21 protein-coding genes are annotated in these 19,468 nt (G+C 75.6%); 13 read left to right on the forward strand and 8 right to left on the reverse strand.

Translation table 11 applies throughout. From position 1 onward, the window contains the following. The first annotated feature begins 171 nt into the window (after positions 1-171). The 6 genes from C8D89_RS25790 (at position 172) to C8D89_RS25810 (ending at position 3,823) form a co-directional block, all read left to right on the forward strand. Positions 172-1,026, forward strand: a complete 855-nt coding sequence (locus C8D89_RS25790; protein WP_116711004.1) for a sulfurtransferase — start codon at positions 172-174, stop codon at positions 1,024-1,026. After that, complete coding sequence (locus C8D89_RS25795) at positions 1,026-1,325, forward strand: DUF1416 domain-containing protein (protein WP_116711005.1); 300 nt, start codon at positions 1,026-1,028, stop codon at positions 1,323-1,325. The genes C8D89_RS25790 and C8D89_RS25795 overlap by 1 nt, the downstream gene beginning before the upstream one ends. Positions 1,326-1,445: 120 nt before the next feature. Further along, positions 1,446-1,604, forward strand: a complete 159-nt coding sequence (locus C8D89_RS29580; RefSeq protein ID WP_165825948.1) for a hypothetical protein — start codon at positions 1,446-1,448, stop codon at positions 1,602-1,604. Further along, positions 1,601-2,260 carry a heme-binding beta-barrel domain-containing protein gene (locus C8D89_RS25800; protein ID WP_116711006.1) on the forward strand — a complete coding sequence of 220 codons (660 nt, stop codon included), beginning with the start codon at positions 1,601-1,603 and terminating at the stop codon, positions 2,258-2,260. Before C8D89_RS29580 ends, C8D89_RS25800 begins: the two co-directional genes overlap by 4 nt. 13 nt (positions 2,261-2,273) lie before the next feature. Further along, a complete protein-coding gene (locus C8D89_RS25805) occupies positions 2,274-2,921 on the forward strand; it encodes a 5-oxoprolinase subunit B family protein (protein ID WP_116711007.1) in 648 nt (215 codons plus the stop codon). Next, positions 2,918-3,823, forward strand: a complete 906-nt coding sequence (locus tag C8D89_RS25810; protein WP_116711008.1) for a 5-oxoprolinase subunit C family protein — start codon at positions 2,918-2,920, stop codon at positions 3,821-3,823. The genes C8D89_RS25805 and C8D89_RS25810 overlap by 4 nt, the downstream gene beginning before the upstream one ends. Before the next feature lie 30 nt (positions 3,824-3,853). On the opposite strand, the gene C8D89_RS25815 is transcribed toward C8D89_RS25810, so the two are convergent. Next, entirely contained in the window at positions 3,854-4,723 is an 870-nt protein-coding gene (locus tag C8D89_RS25815) for a hypothetical protein (protein ID WP_116711009.1), read from the reverse strand. A 180-nt stretch (positions 4,724-4,903) separates the two neighbouring features. On the opposite strand from C8D89_RS25815, the gene C8D89_RS25820 reads away from it, so the two are divergent. From C8D89_RS25820 to C8D89_RS25835, 4 genes are all read left to right on the forward strand, one after another. Further along, positions 4,904-5,356 (forward strand): Fur family transcriptional regulator, encoded by a 453-nt coding sequence (locus C8D89_RS25820; protein ID WP_243418384.1) that lies wholly within the window; start codon positions 4,904-4,906, stop codon positions 5,354-5,356. Beyond that, positions 5,353-6,504, forward strand: coding sequence for a CAF17-like 4Fe-4S cluster assembly/insertion protein YgfZ (ygfZ, locus tag C8D89_RS25825; RefSeq protein ID WP_116711010.1), 1,152 nt, complete (start codon positions 5,353-5,355; stop codon positions 6,502-6,504). Before C8D89_RS25820 ends, ygfZ begins: the two co-directional genes overlap by 4 nt. Beyond that, positions 6,501-7,469: a threonine ammonia-lyase gene (locus tag C8D89_RS25830; RefSeq protein WP_116711011.1), complete on the forward strand. Its 969-nt coding sequence runs from the start codon at positions 6,501-6,503 to the stop codon at positions 7,467-7,469. Before ygfZ ends, C8D89_RS25830 begins: the two co-directional genes overlap by 4 nt. 106 nt (positions 7,470-7,575) lie before the next feature. Further along, positions 7,576-8,136: an RsiG family protein gene (locus C8D89_RS25835; protein ID WP_116711012.1), complete on the forward strand. Its 561-nt coding sequence runs from the start codon at positions 7,576-7,578 to the stop codon at positions 8,134-8,136. 6 nt (positions 8,137-8,142) lie between these two features. On the opposite strand, the gene C8D89_RS25840 is transcribed toward C8D89_RS25835, so the two are convergent. Continuing rightward, on the reverse strand, positions 8,143-9,045 hold the full coding sequence (locus tag C8D89_RS25840) for a DUF8083 family protein (RefSeq protein ID WP_116711013.1): 903 nt from the start codon (positions 9,043-9,045) through the stop codon (positions 8,143-8,145). Positions 9,046-9,182: 137 nt separating this feature from the next. Between C8D89_RS25840 and C8D89_RS25845 the strand changes: the two genes are divergently transcribed. Both C8D89_RS25845 and C8D89_RS25850 read left to right on the forward strand, forming a co-directional pair. Beyond that, positions 9,183-9,371, forward strand: a complete 189-nt coding sequence (locus tag C8D89_RS25845; protein ID WP_116711014.1) for a DUF3073 domain-containing protein — start codon at positions 9,183-9,185, stop codon at positions 9,369-9,371. A 129-nt stretch (positions 9,372-9,500) separates the two neighbouring features. Then, on the forward strand, positions 9,501-9,722 hold the full coding sequence (locus C8D89_RS25850) for a hypervirulence associated TUDOR domain-containing protein (RefSeq protein ID WP_116711015.1): 222 nt from the start codon (positions 9,501-9,503) through the stop codon (positions 9,720-9,722). A 186-nt stretch (positions 9,723-9,908) separates the two neighbouring features. Here the strand turns inward: C8D89_RS25850 and purM are convergent, their stop codons facing one another. The 5 genes from purM to C8D89_RS25875 all read right to left on the reverse strand — a co-directional run bounded on the left by purM (position 9,909) and on the right by C8D89_RS25875 (position 16,235). Next, positions 9,909-11,021 (reverse strand): phosphoribosylformylglycinamidine cyclo-ligase, encoded by a 1,113-nt coding sequence (gene purM / locus C8D89_RS25855; RefSeq protein ID WP_116711016.1) that lies wholly within the window; start codon positions 11,019-11,021, stop codon positions 9,909-9,911. A gap of 37 nt (positions 11,022-11,058) precedes the next feature. Continuing rightward, positions 11,059-12,687, reverse strand: a complete 1,629-nt coding sequence (gene purF / locus C8D89_RS25860) for an amidophosphoribosyltransferase (protein ID WP_116711017.1) — start codon at positions 12,685-12,687, stop codon at positions 11,059-11,061. Positions 12,688-12,796: 109 nt separating this feature from the next. Next, a complete protein-coding gene (locus C8D89_RS25865) occupies positions 12,797-14,959 on the reverse strand; it encodes a putative bifunctional diguanylate cyclase/phosphodiesterase (protein ID WP_243418385.1) in 2,163 nt (720 codons plus the stop codon). Then, positions 14,952-15,755 (reverse strand): SAM-dependent methyltransferase, encoded by an 804-nt coding sequence (locus C8D89_RS25870; protein ID WP_243418386.1) that lies wholly within the window; start codon positions 15,753-15,755, stop codon positions 14,952-14,954. Before C8D89_RS25870 ends, C8D89_RS25865 begins: the two co-directional genes overlap by 8 nt. A 72-nt stretch (positions 15,756-15,827) precedes the next feature. Continuing rightward, on the reverse strand, positions 15,828-16,235 hold the full coding sequence (locus C8D89_RS25875; RefSeq protein WP_116711018.1) for a sterol carrier family protein: 408 nt from the start codon (positions 16,233-16,235) through the stop codon (positions 15,828-15,830). Positions 16,236-16,271: 36 nt separating this feature from the next. Between C8D89_RS25875 and C8D89_RS25880 the strand changes: the two genes are divergently transcribed. After that, positions 16,272-16,994, forward strand: coding sequence for an SGNH/GDSL hydrolase family protein (locus tag C8D89_RS25880; protein ID WP_116711019.1), 723 nt, complete (start codon positions 16,272-16,274; stop codon positions 16,992-16,994). Between the two features lie 39 nt (positions 16,995-17,033). On the opposite strand, the gene purL is transcribed toward C8D89_RS25880, so the two are convergent. Beyond that, positions 17,034-19,376 (reverse strand): phosphoribosylformylglycinamidine synthase subunit PurL, encoded by a 2,343-nt coding sequence (gene purL, locus C8D89_RS25885; RefSeq protein WP_423717280.1) that lies wholly within the window; start codon positions 19,374-19,376, stop codon positions 17,034-17,036. Positions 19,377-19,468 lie beyond the last annotated feature (92 nt).

Below are 19,468 nucleotides of genomic sequence, written 5' to 3' on the forward strand. Positions count from 1 at the left end.
GACCCTCCCGGCCGACCCCGCGCCCGGACCGTCCACCTCCTCGCCGTCGGGCGCGGGACGCGTGCCGGTCGCGTGCATCGCCGGCCCCGCACGACGGGTCGAGCACCGCGCTCCCTCCGTCTCCCGCAGTCCGTACCGACGTTCCCGAGAAACGCACGAGGAGCACCGCACATGAGTCGCCAGGACGCCCTGGTCACCGCCGACTGGGCCGAACAGAACCTCGACGCCCCGAACACGGTCTTCGTCGAGGTCGACGAGGACACCACGGCCTACGACGGCGGGCACATCCCCGGCGCCGTGAAGCTGGACTGGAAGACCGAGCTGCAGGACCCGGTGCGCCGCGACTTCGTCGACAAGGCCGGGTTCGAGCGGCTGCTGTCGTCGAAGGGCATCTCCAACGACGACACCGTCGTCCTCTACGGCGGCAACAACAACTGGTTCGCCGCCTACGCCTACTGGTACTTCAAGCTCTACGGGCACCAGGCCGTGAAGCTGCTCGACGGTGGCCGCAAGAAGTGGGAGCTCGACGGGCGCAAGCTCGACACGGAGGTCCCGCAGCGGCCGCAGACGCAGTACACCGCGCAGGAACAGGACACCTCGATCCGCGCGTTCCGCGACGAGGTCATCAACGCGATCGGCACCAAGAACCTCGTCGACGTGCGGTCGCCCGACGAGTTCTCCGGCAAGCTCCTCGCCCCGGCGCACCTCCCGCAGGAGCAGGCGCAGCGTGGCGGCCACATCCCCTCGGCGCTCAACGTGCCGTGGTCGAAGGCCGCCAACGAGGACGGCACGTTCAAGTCGGACGAGGAGCTGCGCAAGCTCTACGAGCAGGAGGGCCTCGACTCCTCGCGCCCGACCATCGCGTACTGCCGCATCGGCGAGCGCAGCTCGCACACCTGGTTCGCGCTGCACGAGCTGCTCGGCGAGACCGACGTCAAGAACTACGACGGCAGCTGGACCGAGTACGGCTCGCTCGTCGGGGTGCCGGTGGAGACCGGGCCCGGTCAGCGCGGGAGCGGGTCCTGATGTGCGGCGCACCCGAACAGACCGCGGAGCTGCCCCCCGGCACCGACCTGAGCAAGGAGTCGGTGCTGGTCGGCAAGGTCACCGACGGCAGCTCGCCCGTCGGTGGCGCCTACGTGCGGCTCCTCGACAGCACCGGCGAGTTCACCGCGGAGGTCGTGTCCTCGGCCTCCGGTGACTACCGCTTCTTCGCCCGCCCCGGCACGTGGACCGTGCGCGCGCTCTCGCGCTCGGGCAACGGCCAGGCCGAGGTGACCGTCGGCGGCCCGGGCCTCTTCACCACCGAGGTCGAGGTCGCCTGACCTCGGTGTCAGCCGTGGGCCATCGCTGACACCGAGCGTCCGCAACGCCACACGCTCGCACGCGACAGCCGCCCGCCCCGCCCACCCGGGTGGGGCGGGCGGTGTCGTTAGGGTGGAGCGGTGGCGTGGTTCTACACCGTCCTGCTCGCCGTGTGCAGCGCCGGGATCCTGGGCGCCGGCATCGCGCTGACGCGCCGGCTCTTCCGTGACGAGCTCCTCGACACCGAGGCGACGGACCGGACCCCGCGCCGCCCCGTCGCCCGGGAGGAGTCGCGATGAACGCCCCGTTCGCCGAGGAGGGCGCCGACCTGCCCGAGGGCAGCAGCGGCAACGAGGCCATCCGCGCGGCCGCCGAGCGCGCCGAACGCACCCGCGACGCCAACGTCCCCGGCTGGCCCGACCTGCCGGTGCCCAACGACACCGCGAACCTGCGACTGGGCCCGGAGCTGGACGACGCGCTGCTGGGCCTGCTGCCGCTGGTCGGGGTGTGGCGCGGCGAGGGCGAGGTCGTCTACCCGACGATCGACGGCCCCTTCCACTTCGGCCAGCAGATCACCGTCGCCCACGACGGGCGCCCGTTCCTGTCCTGGGAGGCCCGCTCGTGGCTGCTGGACGGGCCGGGCGGGGCCGTCGTGCGGCCCGCCGCCCGCGAGACCGGCTGGTGGCGCGCGCAGCCCGACGGCACGATCGAGCTCCTGCTCGCCCACCACACCGGGATCATCGAGCTGTACTACGGCGCGAGCCGCACCCAGACCTCCTGGGAGCTGCAGACCGACGCCATCGCCCGCACCTCCACGGCGAAGGAGGTCAACGGCGCGACGCGGCTCTACGGCATCGTCGAGGGCGGCGACCTCGCCTACGTCGAGGAGCGCGCCATGGAGGGCCAGCCGCTGCAGCCGCACACCTCGGCCCGGCTGCGCCGCGTCGCCGGCTGAGCCGGAGGCGACCGTGCAGGTCCTGCCCGTCGGACCCGAGGCGCTGCTCGTCGACCTCGACGGGCACCCCGATGTCCTGGGGGCGGTGGCCGCCGTCGGCGCGGCCCTGCGTGACGCCCGGGAACGCGGCGAGCTGCCCGGCGTCGTCGACGTCGTCCCCGCGGCGCGGACCGTGCTGGTCACCGCACCGGGCGACCGCGAGGCGCTGCGGGAGGTGCGGGCGCTGCTCGCCAGCGTCGACACGGCCGCCGTGCCGGACCGTGCCGAGGCCGGGAGCGTCGAGCTCGCGGTGCACTACGACGGCGAGGACCTCGAGCTCGTCGCCCGCGACGCCGGCTGCTCGGTCGACGAGGTCGTCACGCTGCACACCGGGGCCACGCTCACCGTGGCGTTCGGCGGCTTCGCGCCCGGCTTCGCCTACCTCTCGGGGCTGCCCGCGCCCCTGCAGCAGCCGCGCCTGGACACCCCGCGCCCCCGCATCCCCGCCGGCGCCGTCGGCGTGGCCGGGGAGTTCGGCGGCGTCTACCCCCGCGCCTCCCCGGGCGGCTGGCGGCTGCTGGGCCGGCTGACCGAGGACGCCCCGGTGCTCTTCGATCCCCACCGCGACCCGCCCGCCCTGCTCCAGCCCGGCACGACCGTCCGGTTCCGGGACGCGGGATGAGCCGCGAGCTGGTGGTCACCGAGGTCGGGCCGCAGGCGCTGGTCGTCGACCGGGGCCGGCCCGGCTGGGCGCACATCGGGGTGGCGGCGGCCGGAGCCCTCGACGGGCCCGCGCACGCGCTGGCCCAGCGGCTGGTCGGCAACGACCCCGGCGCCGCCGGCCTGGAGATCCTGCTCGGGGGCCTCGCCGTCCGCGCCACGGCGGCGACCACGCTCGCCCTCACCGGGCCGCCGGGCGGGCTGCGGATCCGCCGGCCCTCCGCCGGTGAGCGCGTCGTGGCCTCGCACCAGCCCGTGCACCTCGCCGCCGGCGACGTGGCCGTCGTCCCCGCCCCGAGCTCCGGGCTGCGCGGCTACCTCGCGGTCGGCGGGGGCCTCGTGGTCGATGCGCTGCTCGGCAGCCGCAGCGCCGACACGCTCTCCGGGCTCGGGCCGGCGCCGCTGGAGGTCGGCACGCGGCTCCCGCTCGGCGCCCCGACGGAGGTCCCGGCGCTCGGCACGGGCGCGGTCGGGGTGTCCGCCGTGCCGGAGGCCGTCGTGGTCACCGTCCACCTGGGCCCGCGCGACGACTGGGTCGACGACGCGGCCGGGCGCCTCCGTCGCGGGACGTGGACGGTGGCGCCCACGGGCGACCGGGTCGGGGTGCGCCTCGAGGGTCCGGAGCTCGAGCGGTCGGCCGCGCGCCGCGGCGTGGAGCTGCGCAGCGAGGGCCTGGTCGCCGGCGCGGTGCAGGTGCCGCCCGACGGGCAGCCCGTGGTGTTCCTCGCCGACCACCCGACGACGGGCGGCTACCCCGTGGTCGGCGTGGTCGACCCCGCCGAGCTGGCGGTGTTCGCCCAGCTCCGACCCGGGTCGTCGGTGCGGTTCGCGCCCGTGGCGACGCCGGTGCCGTCCCCGTCCTGACGGTTCGCGGTCACGACCGACGGAGCACCGTCACCCGTCCGCCGCGCGCTCCGGCGAGGCGGGCACGGGCCGCGCCGGACCGTCCTCCGGACGGGCGCCCTCCGTGACGTCGGCCTCGGCCGCATCGACGGCGACCGTGTCCTCGACGGACTCCTCGTGCCCACGGTCGACGGCGGGGGCGGCGGGCGGGCCCACGGGCAGCGGTGCGCTCGGCGGCCCGACGTGGGGCCCGGGCGGGCGCGGGCCGGGGTAGGGCGGCGGACCGGGCGGGCGGCCGGGGCCGCGCCACGGTCCGGCGGGTCGCGGCGGCCCGGGCGGCGGCGCCGAGGGGCGGGCCGGGCCGGAGACGATCTCGTCGAGGCGACCGCGCAGCCGCACGAGCTCGTCGACGACCGCGTCGCGCTGGGCGCGCAGGTCGGCGAGGGCCGCGCGGGACTCGGCGTGCTCGGCGAGCAGCGACTCGGCGGCCTTGCTGCGCACGAGCTGGGCCTCCTGCTCGGCGGCCTGGAGGATGCCGCGCAGGCGGTCGTTGAACGCGCCGACCATGTCGGGTCCGCCGGGCGCGTCCTCGCCGGCCCCGTCCGGGGCGGCCGAGCGGCGGGCCTCGGGGATGGTGTCGGAGAGGCGGGTCTCGAGCGCCGACCCCGTGGACGACCCCGGCGTGGACCCCGGCGCGGACCCCGTCGCGGACCCGGCGCGTCGCCGCTCCCGCACCGCGAGCTGGGCCCGGAGCTGTGCGTTCATCCGCCGCAGGCCGGCCACGTGCTCGTCGACCTGCCGGCGGTCGTACCCGCGCAGCACGACGTCGAAGTGCGGTCCGGGACTGTCCTCCTCGACACCCGAGAGGTCCAGGTAGTGCTCGGCGTCGGGCGGTGTGCGTCCCTGCTCACCGGTCGTCATCGTCACCTACCTGCTGGCCGGGGCTCGGTGCGCCCGGCGTCGGACGCGGAACACCCGATCGTAGGGACCGGCGCGGCACGACGCACGGAACGGCACCCGCACACGCTCGGGTGGACGCACCCGCCGGACGGCGCCCACGCCCGCCACCACCCGGCCTCCCCGGCGCCTACGATCGGGGAGGTGGACACCGAACTGCGGCAGACGCTGCACCGTCGTGGCCTGCGCATGACGCCGCAGCGCCAGCTGGTGCTCGACGCGGTCACCGAGCTCGGGCACGCGACGCCGGAGGCTGTCTGCACCCGGGTGCAGGAGACCGCGCCGGCCGTGAACATCACCACGGTCTACCGGACGCTCGACCTGCTCGAGCAGCTCGGCGTCGTCCGTCACACCCACCTCGGGCACGGGGCGCCCACGTACGCGACCGCCGGGCACGAGCACGTCCACCTCGTCTGCCACCACTGCGGCGCCGTGGACGAGATCGAGGTCGACGCGCTGGACCAGCTCGCCGAGGCGCTGCACGCCTCGCGAGGGTTCCGCCTCGACGCCACCCACGTCGCCCTCTCCGGCACCTGCCGCGCGTGCGCCGAGCGGGCCGACGCCGAGCTCACCGTGGACACGGAGGACACCCCGTGACCGATCACTCACCCACGTTCGCCGAGCCGGGCGCCGTCGCCCCGCAGCTGGCCTCCGACGACGAGTCGGGCGCTGTCCGCGACGCCGCCGTCCCCGCCCACTACGGCGACCCGTTCGGCGAGCAGCGCGCGCTCACCCGTCGCGCCGGTGTCGTCGACCGCTCCCACCGCGGCGTGGTCCGCGTCACCGGTCCCGAGCGGCTGAGCTGGCTGCACCTGCTGCTCTCCCAGCAGGTCGCCGACCTGCGCGACGGCGCCGGCACCGAGGCGCTGGTCCTCGACGCCCAGGGCCGCGTCGAGCACCACGCCGTGCTCGCCCACGTCGACGACACCGTCTGGTTGGACGTCGAGCCCGGCCGCGCCGGGCCGCTCGCCGACTACCTCGACCGGATGCGCTTCTGGTCCGACGTGACGGTCGCCGACGACTCCGACGCCTGGGCGGTGCTCTCGGTGGTCGGCCCGGCGGTCGACGAGGTGCTCACCGCCGCCGGCGTGGAGGCCCCGCACGGCGACCACGCGGCGGCGGCGCTGCCCGGCGGCGGCGTCGTGCGGCGCATGCCCTGGCCCGGGCCGGGCCCCGAGGCGGCCGCCGACCTGATCGTCCCGCGCGGCGAGCTCGCGTCCTGGTGGTCGCGCCTGCGCGGCGCGGACGCCCGCCCCGCCGGCCACGACGCGTTCGAGGCGTTGCGGGTCGGCGCGCTGCGGCCCCGCCTCGGCCTCGACACCGACGAGCGGGCGATCCCCCACGAGATGGGGTGGATCGGCGGTGCGGTGCACCTGCAGAAGGGCTGCTACCGGGGTCAGGAGACGGTCTCGCGCGTCGCGAACCTCGGCCGGCCGCCGCGGCAGATGGTGCTGCTGCACCTGCAGTCGGGCGACGACCCGCTGCCGCCGCCGGGCACGCCGGTGCTGGGCGGCGAGGGCGGGCGCGCGGTCGGCCGCGTCGGCACCGCCGTGCGCCATCACGAGCTCGGCACCGTGGCGCTGGCGCTGCTCAAGCGCTCCGCGGTGAGCGGCAGGGGTGAGCTGTGGATCGCGCCCGAGGGTGACGACGCCGTGCCCGGCCCGGCCGCCGTCGACCCCGACTCGATCCCGCCGGACACCGGCGAGCCCCCGGGGCGCGCGGCCGTCCGGCGCCTGCAGGGATGACGGAGCCCGACCCGGCAGGGCTGCTCGGTCCCGACGACGTCGCCGCGGCCGCCGCCGTGCTCGAGGGTGTCGCCGAGCGCACGCCCGTCGAGGACCTCGCGGCCGGCTTCGCCGTCAAACGTGAGGACCTCCAGCCGATCGGCGCGTTCAAGCTGCGCGGCGCCTTCCACGCCGCGAGCCGCCTCGACGCGGACCGCCGCGCGGCGGGCCTGGTCACGCACTCCTCGGGCAACCACGGGCGGGCGCTGGCCTGGGTCGCGCGGCGGCTCGGGGTGCCGTGCACGGTCGTGGTGCCCGACGACGCCGTGGCCGCCAAGGTCGAGGCGATGGCCGCGCTCGGGGCGCGGCTCGTGCGCGTGCCGGCCGACGAGCGCGAGGCCGCGGCGGCCCGGGTGGTCGCCGAGACCGGGGGCGCGTACATCCCGCCCTACGACCACCCCGACGTCATCGCCGGCCAGGGCACGGTGGGCGCCGAGATCCTCGCCGGCCGACCGGACGTCGAGCAGGTCGTCGTCCCGATCGGCGGCGGCGGGCTGATCAGCGGGATCGCGGCCGCGCTGCGCGGCTCCGGGGTCCGGGTGCTCGGCGCGGAGCCGGAGCTCGCCGGCGACGCCGCCGCCAGCAAGCGGGCCGGCGAGCGGGTGCGGTTCCCGCGCGAGCAGGTGGCGGCGACGGTCGCCGACGGGCTGCGCGCCACCGTGCTCGGGGAGCTGACCTGGCCGCACGTCCGCGACCTCGTCGCCGACGTCGTCACCGTCGACGAGGAGGCCATCGCCGACGCCACCCGCCGCCTCCACGCGCGCGGGGTGCCCTGCGAGGCCAGCGGGGCCGTCGCGACGGCCGGCTACCTCGCGCTGCCGGAGGCCGACCGTGCCCGCCGGACCGTCGCGGTCGTCAGCGGCGGGAACGTCGACCCCGCTTGGCTCGCCGGGGTCCTGGCGGCCGGTGTGCCGACAGTGAGATGATCCGCCCACCCGACCCGCCCGACCGGCGCGCGCGCCGCACGCACCTCTCGACGCGTCGCCCCCGCCGCGGGATGACAGCGCGGCGGGCGTCGCGCACCATGGGGCGATGATCGAGTTCCGGCAGGGTGGTCGCCGACGCCTCGACCGCGTGCTCGACCCCGCCTTCCTGGCCGACCTGGGCACCTGCTCGATGGACGACGTGCGCGCCAAGCGCGACGACGCCGCGCAGGAGGAGACCGACCTGTCCTACCTGCGGCGGCTGCTGCACGCGCGGATGGACATCGTGCGCTTCGAGCAGCGTCGCCGCGCCACCGACGACGAGGACGCCCCGTCGCTGGTCGACGAGCTGCCCCGCATCCTCGCCGACAACGCGCTCGGCCCCTCGGCGGGACGCGGCCGCCACCACACGGTGCAGCCTTCGCGCGCCGAGTCGCACCGCCGTCACGTCGAGGCGCTGCTCGCCGACACCGGGCTGTCCGACGTCGCGACGCTCTCCGAGGACGACCTCACCGCTGCCGCCACGGCCTACGCCGAGGAGGAGCGGTCGGTGTCCGAGCACCGCGGCCGGGTCCAGCAGGTCATGGACGCGTGCAACGACGAGCTCGGGCGGCGCTACCGCGAGGGGTCGGCGTCGGTGGACGACCTGCTGCGCCGCGAGATGCAGTAGGCGGCCCTAGTTGGCGCGCTGGAACGCGGCGCGGGTCGCCCAGAAGTCGCGCAGGCGCCGGTAGCTGCCCATCGCGCGCTCCGGGTCGCCGGCGCGGAGGGCCTCGAGGGCCTCGGCCACGTCCTCGGCGGACGTGTCGGCGGCGAGGGTCTGGTCGTCCATCAGCGCCACGAGCCCGCCGTAATCGAGCTCCACCAGCGAGCCAGGGTCGAAGTGGCGCAGCCAGCGGGCGGTGTCCTGCAGGACCTCCGCCGGCCCGTCGTCGCCGAGGGTGTCCGCCAGGAGCTCGGCGGCCGCGTCGGCGCGGGCGAGGGCGTCGGCCATCGCGACCCGCCAGTAGCAGCGCCGTGTCGGGGCCTCCGGTGCGGTGACGGCGTCGTCGCTGGGCAGGACGAGGACCCGCTCGGCCGGGTCGACCAGCGCGAACCACGGCAGCGGCACCGTCCAGTTCGCCGAGACGATGTGGGTGGCCGAGTCGCCGAGCTCGGCGACGACGGCCTCGGCCCGCGAGCGCACCACCGACTCCTCGGTCGCGAGCGCCGCGCTGCGCAGCACCGGGGTCTCGCTGCTCAGGAACCCGACCAGCGCCGCCGCGGCCCGCGGACGGGTCTCGAGAGGGCAGACGAGCGTCTGCGGGCCCACCGGCTCGTCGGGCGAGCCGCCCGGGGCGTCGGCCAGGAGCACGTCGGCGGGGACGTCCAGCGGGGTGCCGTCACTGCGCTCCCCGGGCAACAACCGCGACGGGACTCCCAATTGTGCGCGGAGACACACTTCACGGTCGCGGGCCCCCGCATCGGCCACCGGGACCGCTCCACGCGCCAATCCGGCCCTCACGCGGGCGGCCAACGGGCCCCGCAGCGCCCCCAGCGGCTCGTAGACGCGCAGGTAGCAGACGAAGGGGGCGGGCACGGGCGCCGATCGTGCCATGTCACGTCGCGACCCCGATCGGACACACGGTATTGTCGTGAGTACGAGAGTTACCTCAGATTTCAGGGGGCCGCCGGAGATGCTCCGGCCGCCCCCGCCCTGTGCGAGGGGGTCCAGCGATGGGACGCGGACGAGCCAAGGCCAAGCAGACGAAGGTGGCCCGAGAGCTCAAGTACAGCTCCCCGACCACCGACTTCGACGCCCTGCAGCGGGAGCTGTCCAGCGGCGACGACCGCTTCTCCCCCCGCTCCGACGACGACGAGACCGTCGACGCGCGCTGGGGCGAGTACAGCTACGACGAGCGTTGACGCGCCGCTGAGGCGCGCCCACCACGGTCGCACCCGTCCCGGGATCGGCAGGAGTCGCCGCTCCCGGGGCGGGTAACCGCGCGCATCGGTCGTTCACTCCGAGCGACCCGGGACGCGCGAGGAGCGAGCGTGGCGAAGACGTTCAGCAAGGGCGACGACGTCAAGTGGAACTGGGGTAACGGCCAGGCCGAGGCCACGGTCAAGGAAGTCCACACCGAGCGGGTCGAGCGTCAGATCGACGGCAAGACGAAGACCCGCAACGGCTCGGAGGACAACCCCGCGTACGTCCTCGAGCAGTCCGACGGTCAGACGGTGCTGAAGCTCCACAGCGAGCTCATGCCCGACGACTGACCGGCCGGGTTCCGCGTGACCGAGCGAGGGCGTCCCTCGCTGCGTCCCACGCACCCAGGGTGTCCCTCGCTCCGCGAACCCGGCGCCCCAGCACCGCCGCGTGACCGAGCGAGGGCGTCCCTCGCTGCGTCCCACGCACCCAGGGCGTCCCTCGCTCCGCGGCGAGGGGCGGGGTTTTCGAGGGCGCTAGAAGCGGGGGTGGTCGCCGCGCAGGACGGCGTGACCCGCGTCGGGCGCGCCGTCGGCCTCGGTGGTGGCCCGCACCTCGCCGATCACCCACGACGGCACGTGCTTGGCGGTGAGGACCGCCATGGCGCGGTCGACGTCGTCGGGCGGCAGCACGGCCACCATCCCGACGCCCATGTTGAACGTCCGCTCCATCTCCTCGCGGGTCACGCGCCCGCGGGAGGCGATGAGCTTGAACACCGGGTCCGGGGTCCAGGTGGTGCGGTCGAGCTCGGCGGTGAGGCCGGTGGGCAGCACCCGGGCGAGGTTGGCGCACAGGCCACCGCCGGTGACGTGGGCGAACGTGCGCACGTCGGTCTCGGCGGCCACCGCGAGGCAGTCGCGGGCGTAGATGCGGGTGGGCTCGAGCAGCTCGTCGCCCAGCGTGCGACCGAACTCCTCGACGTGGCCGTCGAGCGACATCCGCCCGATCTCGAGCAGCACCTGGCGCGCCAGGGAGTAGCCGTTGGAGTGCAGGCCCGACGAGGCCATCGCGACCACCGTGTCGCCGGGGCGCACGCGGTCCGGCCCGAGCATCGCGTCGGCCTCGACGATCCCCACCCCGGTGGCCGACAGGTCGTAGTGGTGGGGCTCCATGACACCGGGATGCTCGGCGGTCTCCCCGCCGAGCAGGGCGCAGCCGGCGAGCCGGCAGCCCTCGGCGATGCCCGAGACGATCTTCTCGACCTTCTCGGGCACCAGCTTGCCGATCGCCAGGTAGTCCTGGAGGAACAGCGGCTCGGCGCCGCACACCACGAGGTCGTCGACCACCATGGCGACGAGGTCGCGCCCGACCGTGTCGTGGCGGTCGGCGGCCTGGGCGACGGCGAGCTTGGTGCCGACGCCGTCGGTGGACGCCGCCAGCACCGGGTCCCGGTACTTGCCCGTCCGCAGCGCGAACAGCCCCGCGAAGCCCCCGACGCCGCCGAGCACCTCGGCCCGGTGGGTCGACGCCGCGAGCGGCTTGAGGCGGTCGACCGCGCGGTCACCGGCCTCGACGTCCACGCCCGCGGCCGCGTAACTGGCGTGCGGGCCGTCGGCCTCGAGCGCCGGGTCGTCGGGGGCGTGGGGCATCGGTGGGCAACCTCGCAGGACGGGGAGAGGGCGGACGTCAGGGACGGCTCAGGGCGTCCTCGGCACCGTAACCCGGACTCGTGAGCGTCATCCCGGCGCCGGTGGGGCGCCCGGTGTGCACCACGGGGCCGCCGGCGCCGCCGCCGTCGCCGCAGCTGGCGCCGGTGACGTCCTCGAGGAGGTGCTTCCCGACCATCGCGTCCGACGGCAGGGCGATGGGGTACTCGCCCGAGAAGCACGCCGTGCACAGCCGCGAGCGCGGCTGGTCGGTGGCCGCGACCAGGCCCTCCTGGGAGATGTAGCCGAGGCTGTCGGCGCCCACCGAGCGCCGCACCCCTTCCTCGTCGAGCCCGTTGGCGATGAGCTCGGCGCGCGAGGCGAAATCGATGCCGTAGAAGCACGGCCAGCGCACCGGCGGGCTCGCGATCCGCACGTGCACCTCGACGGCCCCGGCCTCGCGCAGCATCCGCACCAGCGAGCGCTGGGTGTTGCCGCGGACGATCGAGTCGTCCACGACGACGAGGCGCTTGCCACGGATGATCTCGCGCAGCGGGTTGAGCTTGAGCCGGATCCCGAGCTGGCGGATCGTCTGCGACGGCTGGATGAAGGTGCGCCCGACGTAGGCGTTCTTCACCAGCCCCTGCCCGTAGGGGATGCCCGAGCGCTCGGCGTAGCCGATGGCCGCCGGCGTGCCCGACTCCGGCACCGGGATGACGAGGTCCGCCTCGGCCGGGTGCTCGGTGGCCAGGCGACGCCCGATCTCGACGCGGGCGGAGTGCACGCCCCGTCCGGCGATCGCGGTGTCCGGGCGCGCGAGGTAGACGTACTCGAAGATGCAGCCCTTGGGCTCGGGCGCGGCGAAGTGGGCGCTGCGCAGGCCCTGCTCGTCGATGGCGATGAGCTCGCCGGGCTCGACCTCCCGCACGAACGAGGCGCCGACGATGTCGAGCGCCGCGGTCTCCGAGGCGACGACCCAGCCGCGGTCGAGCCGGCCGAGCACCAGCGGGCGCACGCCGTGGCGGTCGCGGGCCGCGTACAGCGTGGTCTCGTCGGTGAACACGAGGCTGAACGCGCCGCGCAGGTCGGGCAGCAGGCGCAGCGCCGCCTCCTCGACGCCGAGGTCGGCCGCGGCGTCGGCGATCAGGCCGGTCACGACGTCGGAGTCGGTGGTCGCGCCGTCGAGGGCCGAGCGGCCGCGCCGCGCCGTCCCGTTGACCAGGGCGGCCTCGTCGCGGCGCCGGACGAGCTCGGCGGTGTTGACGAGGTTGCCGTTGTGGCCGAGCGCGAGCCCGGTGCCCGCCGCCGTGGTGCGGAACGTCGGCTGGGCGTTCTCCCAGGTCGGCGAGCCGGTGGTGGAGTAGCGCGTGTGGCCGACGGCCAGGTGCCCGCGCAGCGAGGACAGGGTCTGCTCGTCGAAGACCTGGCTGACCAGCCCGAGGTCCTTGAACACCACGATCTGGCGGCCGTCGCTGACCGCCATGCCGGCGGCCTCCTGGCCGCGGTGCTGCAGCGCGAAGAGCCCGAAGTACGTGAGCTTCGCGACCTCCTCGCCGGGCGCCCACACCCCGAAGACGCCGCACTCCTCCTTGGGGCCGTCGTCGAACGACGGCGGATCCGGAGGGGTGGTGGGTGACGTGGGCCGTGGATCGGGTCCGGCTGCGTCCACCGGGACGGCTCCTCTTCGACGGGGCTGCCACGAGTCGTGCCGAGGCCAGCCTACGCGCCCCCGACCCGCCCCAGGGCCCCGCGACGGCCCGGGCGAGGCGATCCCGCTCTCAGCCCGAGCGGCGGAGCCCGGTCGCGGGGCCGCCGAGCGGCCGGCCTCTCCGCAGCAGGGCCGCGACCTCGCCGGCGGGCACCGCGGGCGCGAAGAGCCACCCCTGGCCCTCGTCGCAGCCCAGCGCGCGCAGCCGGGACGCCTGGGCGGCGGTCTCGACGCCCTCGGCCGTCACCGTGAGGTCCAGCGCGTGACCGAGGGCGACCAGCGTGCCGACGATGCGCTCGTCGACCTCGTCGGACAGCTCCTCCTCGCGAAGACCCTCGCCGAACGAGCCGTCGAGCTTGATCACGTCGACGGGCAGTTTGCGCAGGTAGGAGAGGTTGGAGTAGCCGGTGCCGAAGTCGTCGACGGCGATCTTCACGCCCATCGCCCGCAGGCCGTCGAGGGCCTTGAGCGGTGCGCCCTCGTCGATGGTCAGGGCCCGCTCGGTGAGCTCGACCTGCAGGCGGTCCGCCGGCAGGCCCGTGGTGTCGAGCAGCGCGGCCACCTCGGCGACCAGCCCGGGTTCGTGGAGCTGACGCGGGGCCACGTTGACGCTGACGAACGGGGCGCCCGCCCCGAACTCGGCGTGCCAACCGCGGGCGTCGCGGCAGGCGGTCTCGAGCACCCGGCGCCCGAGCGGCACGATGACGCCCGTCTCCTCGGCCGGACCGATGAACAGCGACGGGGAGAGCACGCCGAGACGCGGGTGCCGCCAGCGCACGAGGGCCTCGACGCCGCGGACCCGATGGTCGGCCAGCGACACCAGCGGCTGGTAGAGCACGAAGAACTCGTCGTGTGCCACCGCCGAGGGCAGCGCCGCGGAGAGGCTGAACCGCGTGGTCTCGGTCTCGTCGCGGCCCGGGTCGTGCACGGCCCAGCGCCCGCGGCCCTCGGCCTTCGCCGTGTAGAGCGTGATGTCCGCGGCGCGCATGAGCTCCGACGCGGTGGTCTCCGCGACCGCCTGCTCGACGACGCCGATGCTGGCGGTGACGACCAGCTCCTGGCCCACGAGGTGGAACGGCGACGCCAGCACCGCGAGGATGCGGTCGGCCAGCGCGACGAGGCGGTCGACGCCGTGGGAGTCCTCGACGAGCACGACGAACTCGTCGCCGCCCATCCGGGCCACGAGCTCGCCCTCGCCGGCGCAGGCGTCGAGGCGCCGCGCGACCTCCTGGAGCATGAGGTCGCCGACGTGGTGGCCGAGGCTGTCGTTGATGGTCTTGAAGCCGTCGAGGTCGAGGAAGCAGACGCCGACCCGGCGCGTCGAGGACCCTCCGGCCTCGGCGAACACCTTCCCGAGCCGCTCGGTGATCCGCGCGCGGTTGGCGAGCGTGGTCAGCGGGTCGTGGTAGGCCAGGAACGCGAGATGCTCCTGCAGGCGGTGCCGCTCGCTGACGTCCTCGAGCATGGCCACCTGGTAGGCGGGCTCGCCCCGCTCGTCGCGCACCAGCGACAGCGTCAGGTGGACCACCATCGACGAGCCGTCGGCCCGGTAGAACCGCTTCTCGACCCGGAAGTTCTCCAGGTCACCGTGAATCATCCGCTCGTAGCGCTCCCACACCGACGGGGCGTCGTCGGGGTGCATCTGCTGGACGACCGAGCGCTGGGTGAACTCCTCGGGGGTGTAGCCGAACATCCGGCACAGCGCCGGGTTGACCTCGAGGATGCGGCCCTCCATGTCCCCGAGGCCGATCCCGATGGCCGCCTCGCGGAACATCGCGCGGAACCGCGCCTCGCTGGCGTGCAGCGCGTTCTCGGTGTGCTGCCGCGCGGCGAGCACGGCCCGACGGATGGCCTCCTGCTCGCCGAGGGTGCGGTCGCGCAGGGTCTCCGCGTAGCCCGCCGCGAGCGCCCCGGTCAGAGCCGGCACCGTCTCCCGCAGCCCCGGGCCGTACAGGGCGGGCAGGCGCTCGGAGAGCAGCACCACCGTGCGCTCCAGCGTCGCCGGGCCGGTGAAGTGCGCCGCGACGAGCCGCCGGCCGATCTCGGCACCGACCTCGGGCCGCGGCGGATCCGCCTGCACGGCGTCCACGACCAGGCGGGCGAGGTCGCGCAGATGGGCGCGCAGCTCCTCGGCGGCCATGGGCACGTAGCTGGTGCCCTCGACCTCCTCGGCCCAGTCCGCGGCGAGGGCGTCGAGGGGGTCGGCCCCGGACGCCCGCCCGGGCTCAGTCACGACGGCCCACGGCGGCGTAGCCGGTGAACCGCTCAGGGTTCGCCGGGGGCACGGGGTCGTCGGGACGCCACTGCGGCAGGAAGACGATGCCCGGCTCGACGAGGGTGAACCCGTCGAGGAGTGCGGCGACCTCGTCGCGCGAGCGCATCGTCATGGGCGTGGCGGTGCGGCGGTAGAGCGACCGGTGCTCGTCGGCCCGGTCGGGCGCCCCGTCGGCGCTCGCGTGGCTGAGCACCAGGTGGCTGCCGGGCGCCATGGCCTCCCGGTAGCGGGCGAGCGCCTCGGCGGGCCGGCGCTCGTCGCCCACGAAGTGCAGCAACGCGACGACGAGCAGGCCGACCGGGCGGGAGAAGTCGAGCAGCGAGCGCGTCACCGGGTCCTCGAGGACGGCCCCGACGTCGACGAAGTCGGCCTGGACGACGCCGGTGTTCGCGTCGTCCTCGAGCAGGGCCCGGGCGTGGGCGACCGCGATCGGGTCGATGTCCACGTACACCACGCGGGCGTCGCCGAGCGCGGCCTGCGCGACCTCGTGCACGTTGCCGACGGTGGGGATGCCGGAACCGATGTCGAGGAACTGGTCGATCCCCTGGGCGGCGAGGTGGCGCACGGCCCGCCGCAGGAACGCCCGGTTGGCCTGCATGATCGCCGGCAGCTCGGGCCAGTCCGCCACGGCGCGGGCCGCCATCTCGCGGTCGACGGCGAAGTTGTGCAATCCGCCCAGGTAGAAGTCGTAGACGCGGGCCGCGCTCGGCCGGTCCAGATCGACCTCCGCCGGTGCCCAGTTCGGCCGCTGCACCCGCGCCTCCCTCGCTTCGAGCGTGACCATCACCGACCGGTCACGGTAGGTCATTGACGACGATTCCGGGGGTCACTCGGACGTCTCATCCGACGTTCGGCGCAGGTCCACCACCGGGAGCCATCGGGCGATCTCCGGGGCCCGGTGGCCGGACGCCGAGAGCCGGTCCGCGGCCTCCGCCCAGGTCGTGAGGCCGAGGGCGAGGCCGAGCCAGGTCGCGGCGTCGGTCTCGACGACGTTGGGCGGGGTACCGCGCGTGTGCCGCGGCCCCTCGACGCACTGCACCGCGCCGAACGGCGGCACGCGGACCTCGACGGAGTGACCCGGCGCGGCGTGCTCGAGCGTGCGCAGTGACGAGCGCACGGCGGCGGCCAGGACGGGGCGCGCCGGCCGGTCGACGGTGTCGGGGTCGCGCACCCACGGGGCCACCGCGAGCAGCTCCGCGCGCACCTGCGCGGGGTCGGGGGCTCGGCGTGGCACGAGGGTCGAGCGTAGTTGCGGCTACGGTGCCGTGCCGTGCCGCGCGCCCGCTCCCTCGTCCTGGCCGGTCTCGTCCTCGGCGTCGCCGGCGCGGCCTGGCAGGCGCGGCGGCTGTGGCGCGCCACCACCATGGAGGACGACCACGCGGCCTACTGGCGGCGCCGACGCCGCAGCCCCGGTGACGTGCTGCTGGTGGCGCTCGGTGACTCCCTGGCCCAGGGCCTCGGCGCGCTGCACCCCGAGCGATCGTGGGCGGGGCGGCTCGCCGACGCGGTCGAGACGCGCGAGGGGGTACGCGTGCGCGTGGTGAACCTCGGGGTCGTGGGCGCGACGGCCGCCGACGTGCGGGCCCGCCAGCTGCCCGAGGTGCCCGACCTGGGGCCCGGCGCGCTCGTCGCCCTGGCCGTCGGCACCAACGACGCCGCCCAGGACGTGGCGCCCGAGGACTACCGGCGCGACCTCGACGCCGTCTGCGCGGCCCTGCCCGCCGGCGCGCTCGTCGCCGACGTCCCGGACCTGCAGCGCGGCGAGGTCCGTGCACGCGGGATGCGGCTCGCCGAGGTCGCGCGCGAGGTCGTCGCCGTCCACCCGGAGCTCGTGCCCGTGGCGCTGGAGGCCGCCACGCACGGGCTCCGCGTCTGGGAGGCCGGGCCGGACCTCGCCCACCCCAACGGCCGCGGCTACCGGCGCTACGGGCGCGCGTTCGTCGAGGCCTGGGAGCGTTCTCGGGAGCAGCGAACGCGCCGTTCGTACGCGTAGAAGCAGCGAACAGCGCGTTCGCTGCGTCCTCGGGCCGCCTCAGTCCAGGGCCGCGGGGAGGGTCGCGTCGCCGAGGGCGCGGAGCTCGTCCACCGGCAGCGGGTCGACGCCCTCGATCCGCAGCGCGTCCCCGCCGACCTCGCCCAGGCGTGCGGCTGGCTGGCCTGCCTCGGCGCAGCGGCGGGCGAGCTCGGCCTCGTCACCCGGGGCCACCGTGACCAGCATCCGTGCCGCCGACTCGGAGAACAGCACGGTGGCGGGGTCGAGGCCGTCGGGGCCGGAGGCCAGGGCGATCCGCGCGCCCCGTCCGGTGGCCACCGCCGCCTCGACGAGGGCCTGCGCGAGGCCGCCGTCGGAGAGGTCGTGGGCGCCGGAGAGCAGGCCGTCGGCGGCGGCGTCGGCCATCACGGCGGCCAGGCGCGCCTCGGCGGCCAGGTCGACGCGCGGCGGGAGCCCGCCCAGGTGGTCGTGCACCACGCCCGCCCACGTCGAGCCGTCGAGCTCGTCGCGGGTCTCGCCGAGCAGCCACACCGCGTGACCCTCCGGGCCCAACCCCGACCGGACCGCCCGCGTCACGTCCTCGAGGATGCCCAGCACCCCGACCACCGGCGTCGGCAGGATCGCCGTGTTCCCGGTCTGGTTGTAGAAGCTGACGTTGCCGCCGGTGACGGGCAGGCCCATCGCGACGCAGCCGTCGGCCAGCCCGGCGATCGCCTCGGCGAACTGCCACATGACGCCGGGGTCCTCGGGCGAGCCGAAGTTGAGGCAGTCGGTGACCGCCACCGGCACCGCGCCCGAGGACGCGACGTTGCGCACGGCCTCGGCCAGCGCGAGCTGGGCGCCCGCCCGCGGGTCGAGCCGGCAGAACCGTGCGTTGGCGTCGATCGACACGGCCACGCCCCGGCCGCTGGACTCGTCGACCCGCACGACGCCCGCGTCGGCGGGCGCCGCGGAGGTGACGTTGCCGCGGACGAAACGGTCGTACTGCTCGGTGACCCACGTCCGCGAGGCGAGCGCCGGCGAGCCGACGAGGGTGCGCACCTGCTCGGCGATCGCCGCCGGCCCCGACGGGCGCGGGTGGCGGGCGACCGTGTCGGCCTGCAGCGCGTCCTGGTCGTCCGGGCGGGCGTACGGCCGCTGGTAGACCGGTCCGTCGTGGGCGACCGTGGGCGGCGGCACGTCGACCACCGTGGCGCCCTGGTGCGTGATGCGCAGGCGGTCGCCGTCGGTGACCTCGCCGATGACGGTCGCGGTGACGTCCCAGCGGCGGCACACCGCCATGAACGCGTCGACGTTCTCGGGCGTGACCACCGCGCACATCCGCTCCTGCGACTCGCTGGAGAGGATCTCGGCGGCCGTCATGTTCTCGGCGCGCAGCGGGACGGCGTCGAGGTCGATCTGCATGCCGCCGTCGCCGGCGCTGGCGAGCTCGCTGGTGGCGCAGGACAGCCCGGCGCCGCCGAGGTCCTGGATGCCGACGACCAGCCCGGCGCCGAACAGCTCGAGGCAGCACTCGATGAGCACCTTCTCGGCGAACGGGTCGCCCACCTGGACGCTGGGGAGCTTCTTGCGGCTCGGGGCCTGCGTGGGGTCCGCGCGGTCGAAGGTCTCCGAGGCCAGCACCGAGACGCCGCCGATGCCGTCGAGCCCGGTGCGGGCGCCGAAGAGCACGATCTTGTTGCCGGTGCCCGACGCGAAGGCCAGGTGCAGGTCCTCGTGGCGCAGCACGCCGACGCACAGCGCGTTGACCAGCGGGTTGCCGGCGTAGCTCGGGTCGAAGACGACCTCGCCGCCGATGTTGGGCAGGCCCAGGCAGTTGCCGTAGAAGCCGACACCGGACACCACGCCAGGCAGCACGCGGCCGGTGTCGGGGGCGTCGAGCGGGCCCACGCGCAGCCCGTCCATCACCGCGACCGGGCGGGCGCCCATCGCCATGATGTCGCGCACGATGCCGCCGACGCCGGTGGCCGCGCCCTGGTGGGGCTCGACGTACGACGGGTGGTTGTGCGACTCGATCTTGAACGTGACCGCCCACCCGTCACCGACGTCGACCACGCCCGCGTTCTCGCCGATGCCGGCCAGCAGGCGGGCGCGCATGGCCTCGGTGGTCGTCTCGCCGAAGCGGCGCAGGTGGACCTTGGAGGACTTGTAGGAGCAGTGCTCGGACCACATCACCGAGTACATGGCGAGCTCGGCCTCGGTGGGGCGCCGGCCGAGGATCTCGCGGATGCGCGCGTACTCCTCCTCGCGCAGGCCGAGCGCGGCGTGCGGCTGGGACTGGTCGGGGGTCGCGGCGGCGTGGTCGACGTCGTCGAGCGGCGGGAGCGGGGGCGCCGTGGGCGGCGCGGGGTCCACGGGGGCCGGGACCGGGGAAACCGTCACCCCACGAGGGTAGGACGCCGAGCGGTACCGGTCCCGCGCCCATGAGCGCCGTCTCCCGACGCCCGGGGCCGCGCCGAGCGCGCTCGTACCCA

Source organism: Actinomycetospora cinnamomea, from assembly GCF_003096675.1.
Lineage (GTDB): Bacteria > Actinomycetota > Actinomycetes > Mycobacteriales > Pseudonocardiaceae > Actinomycetospora > Actinomycetospora cinnamomea.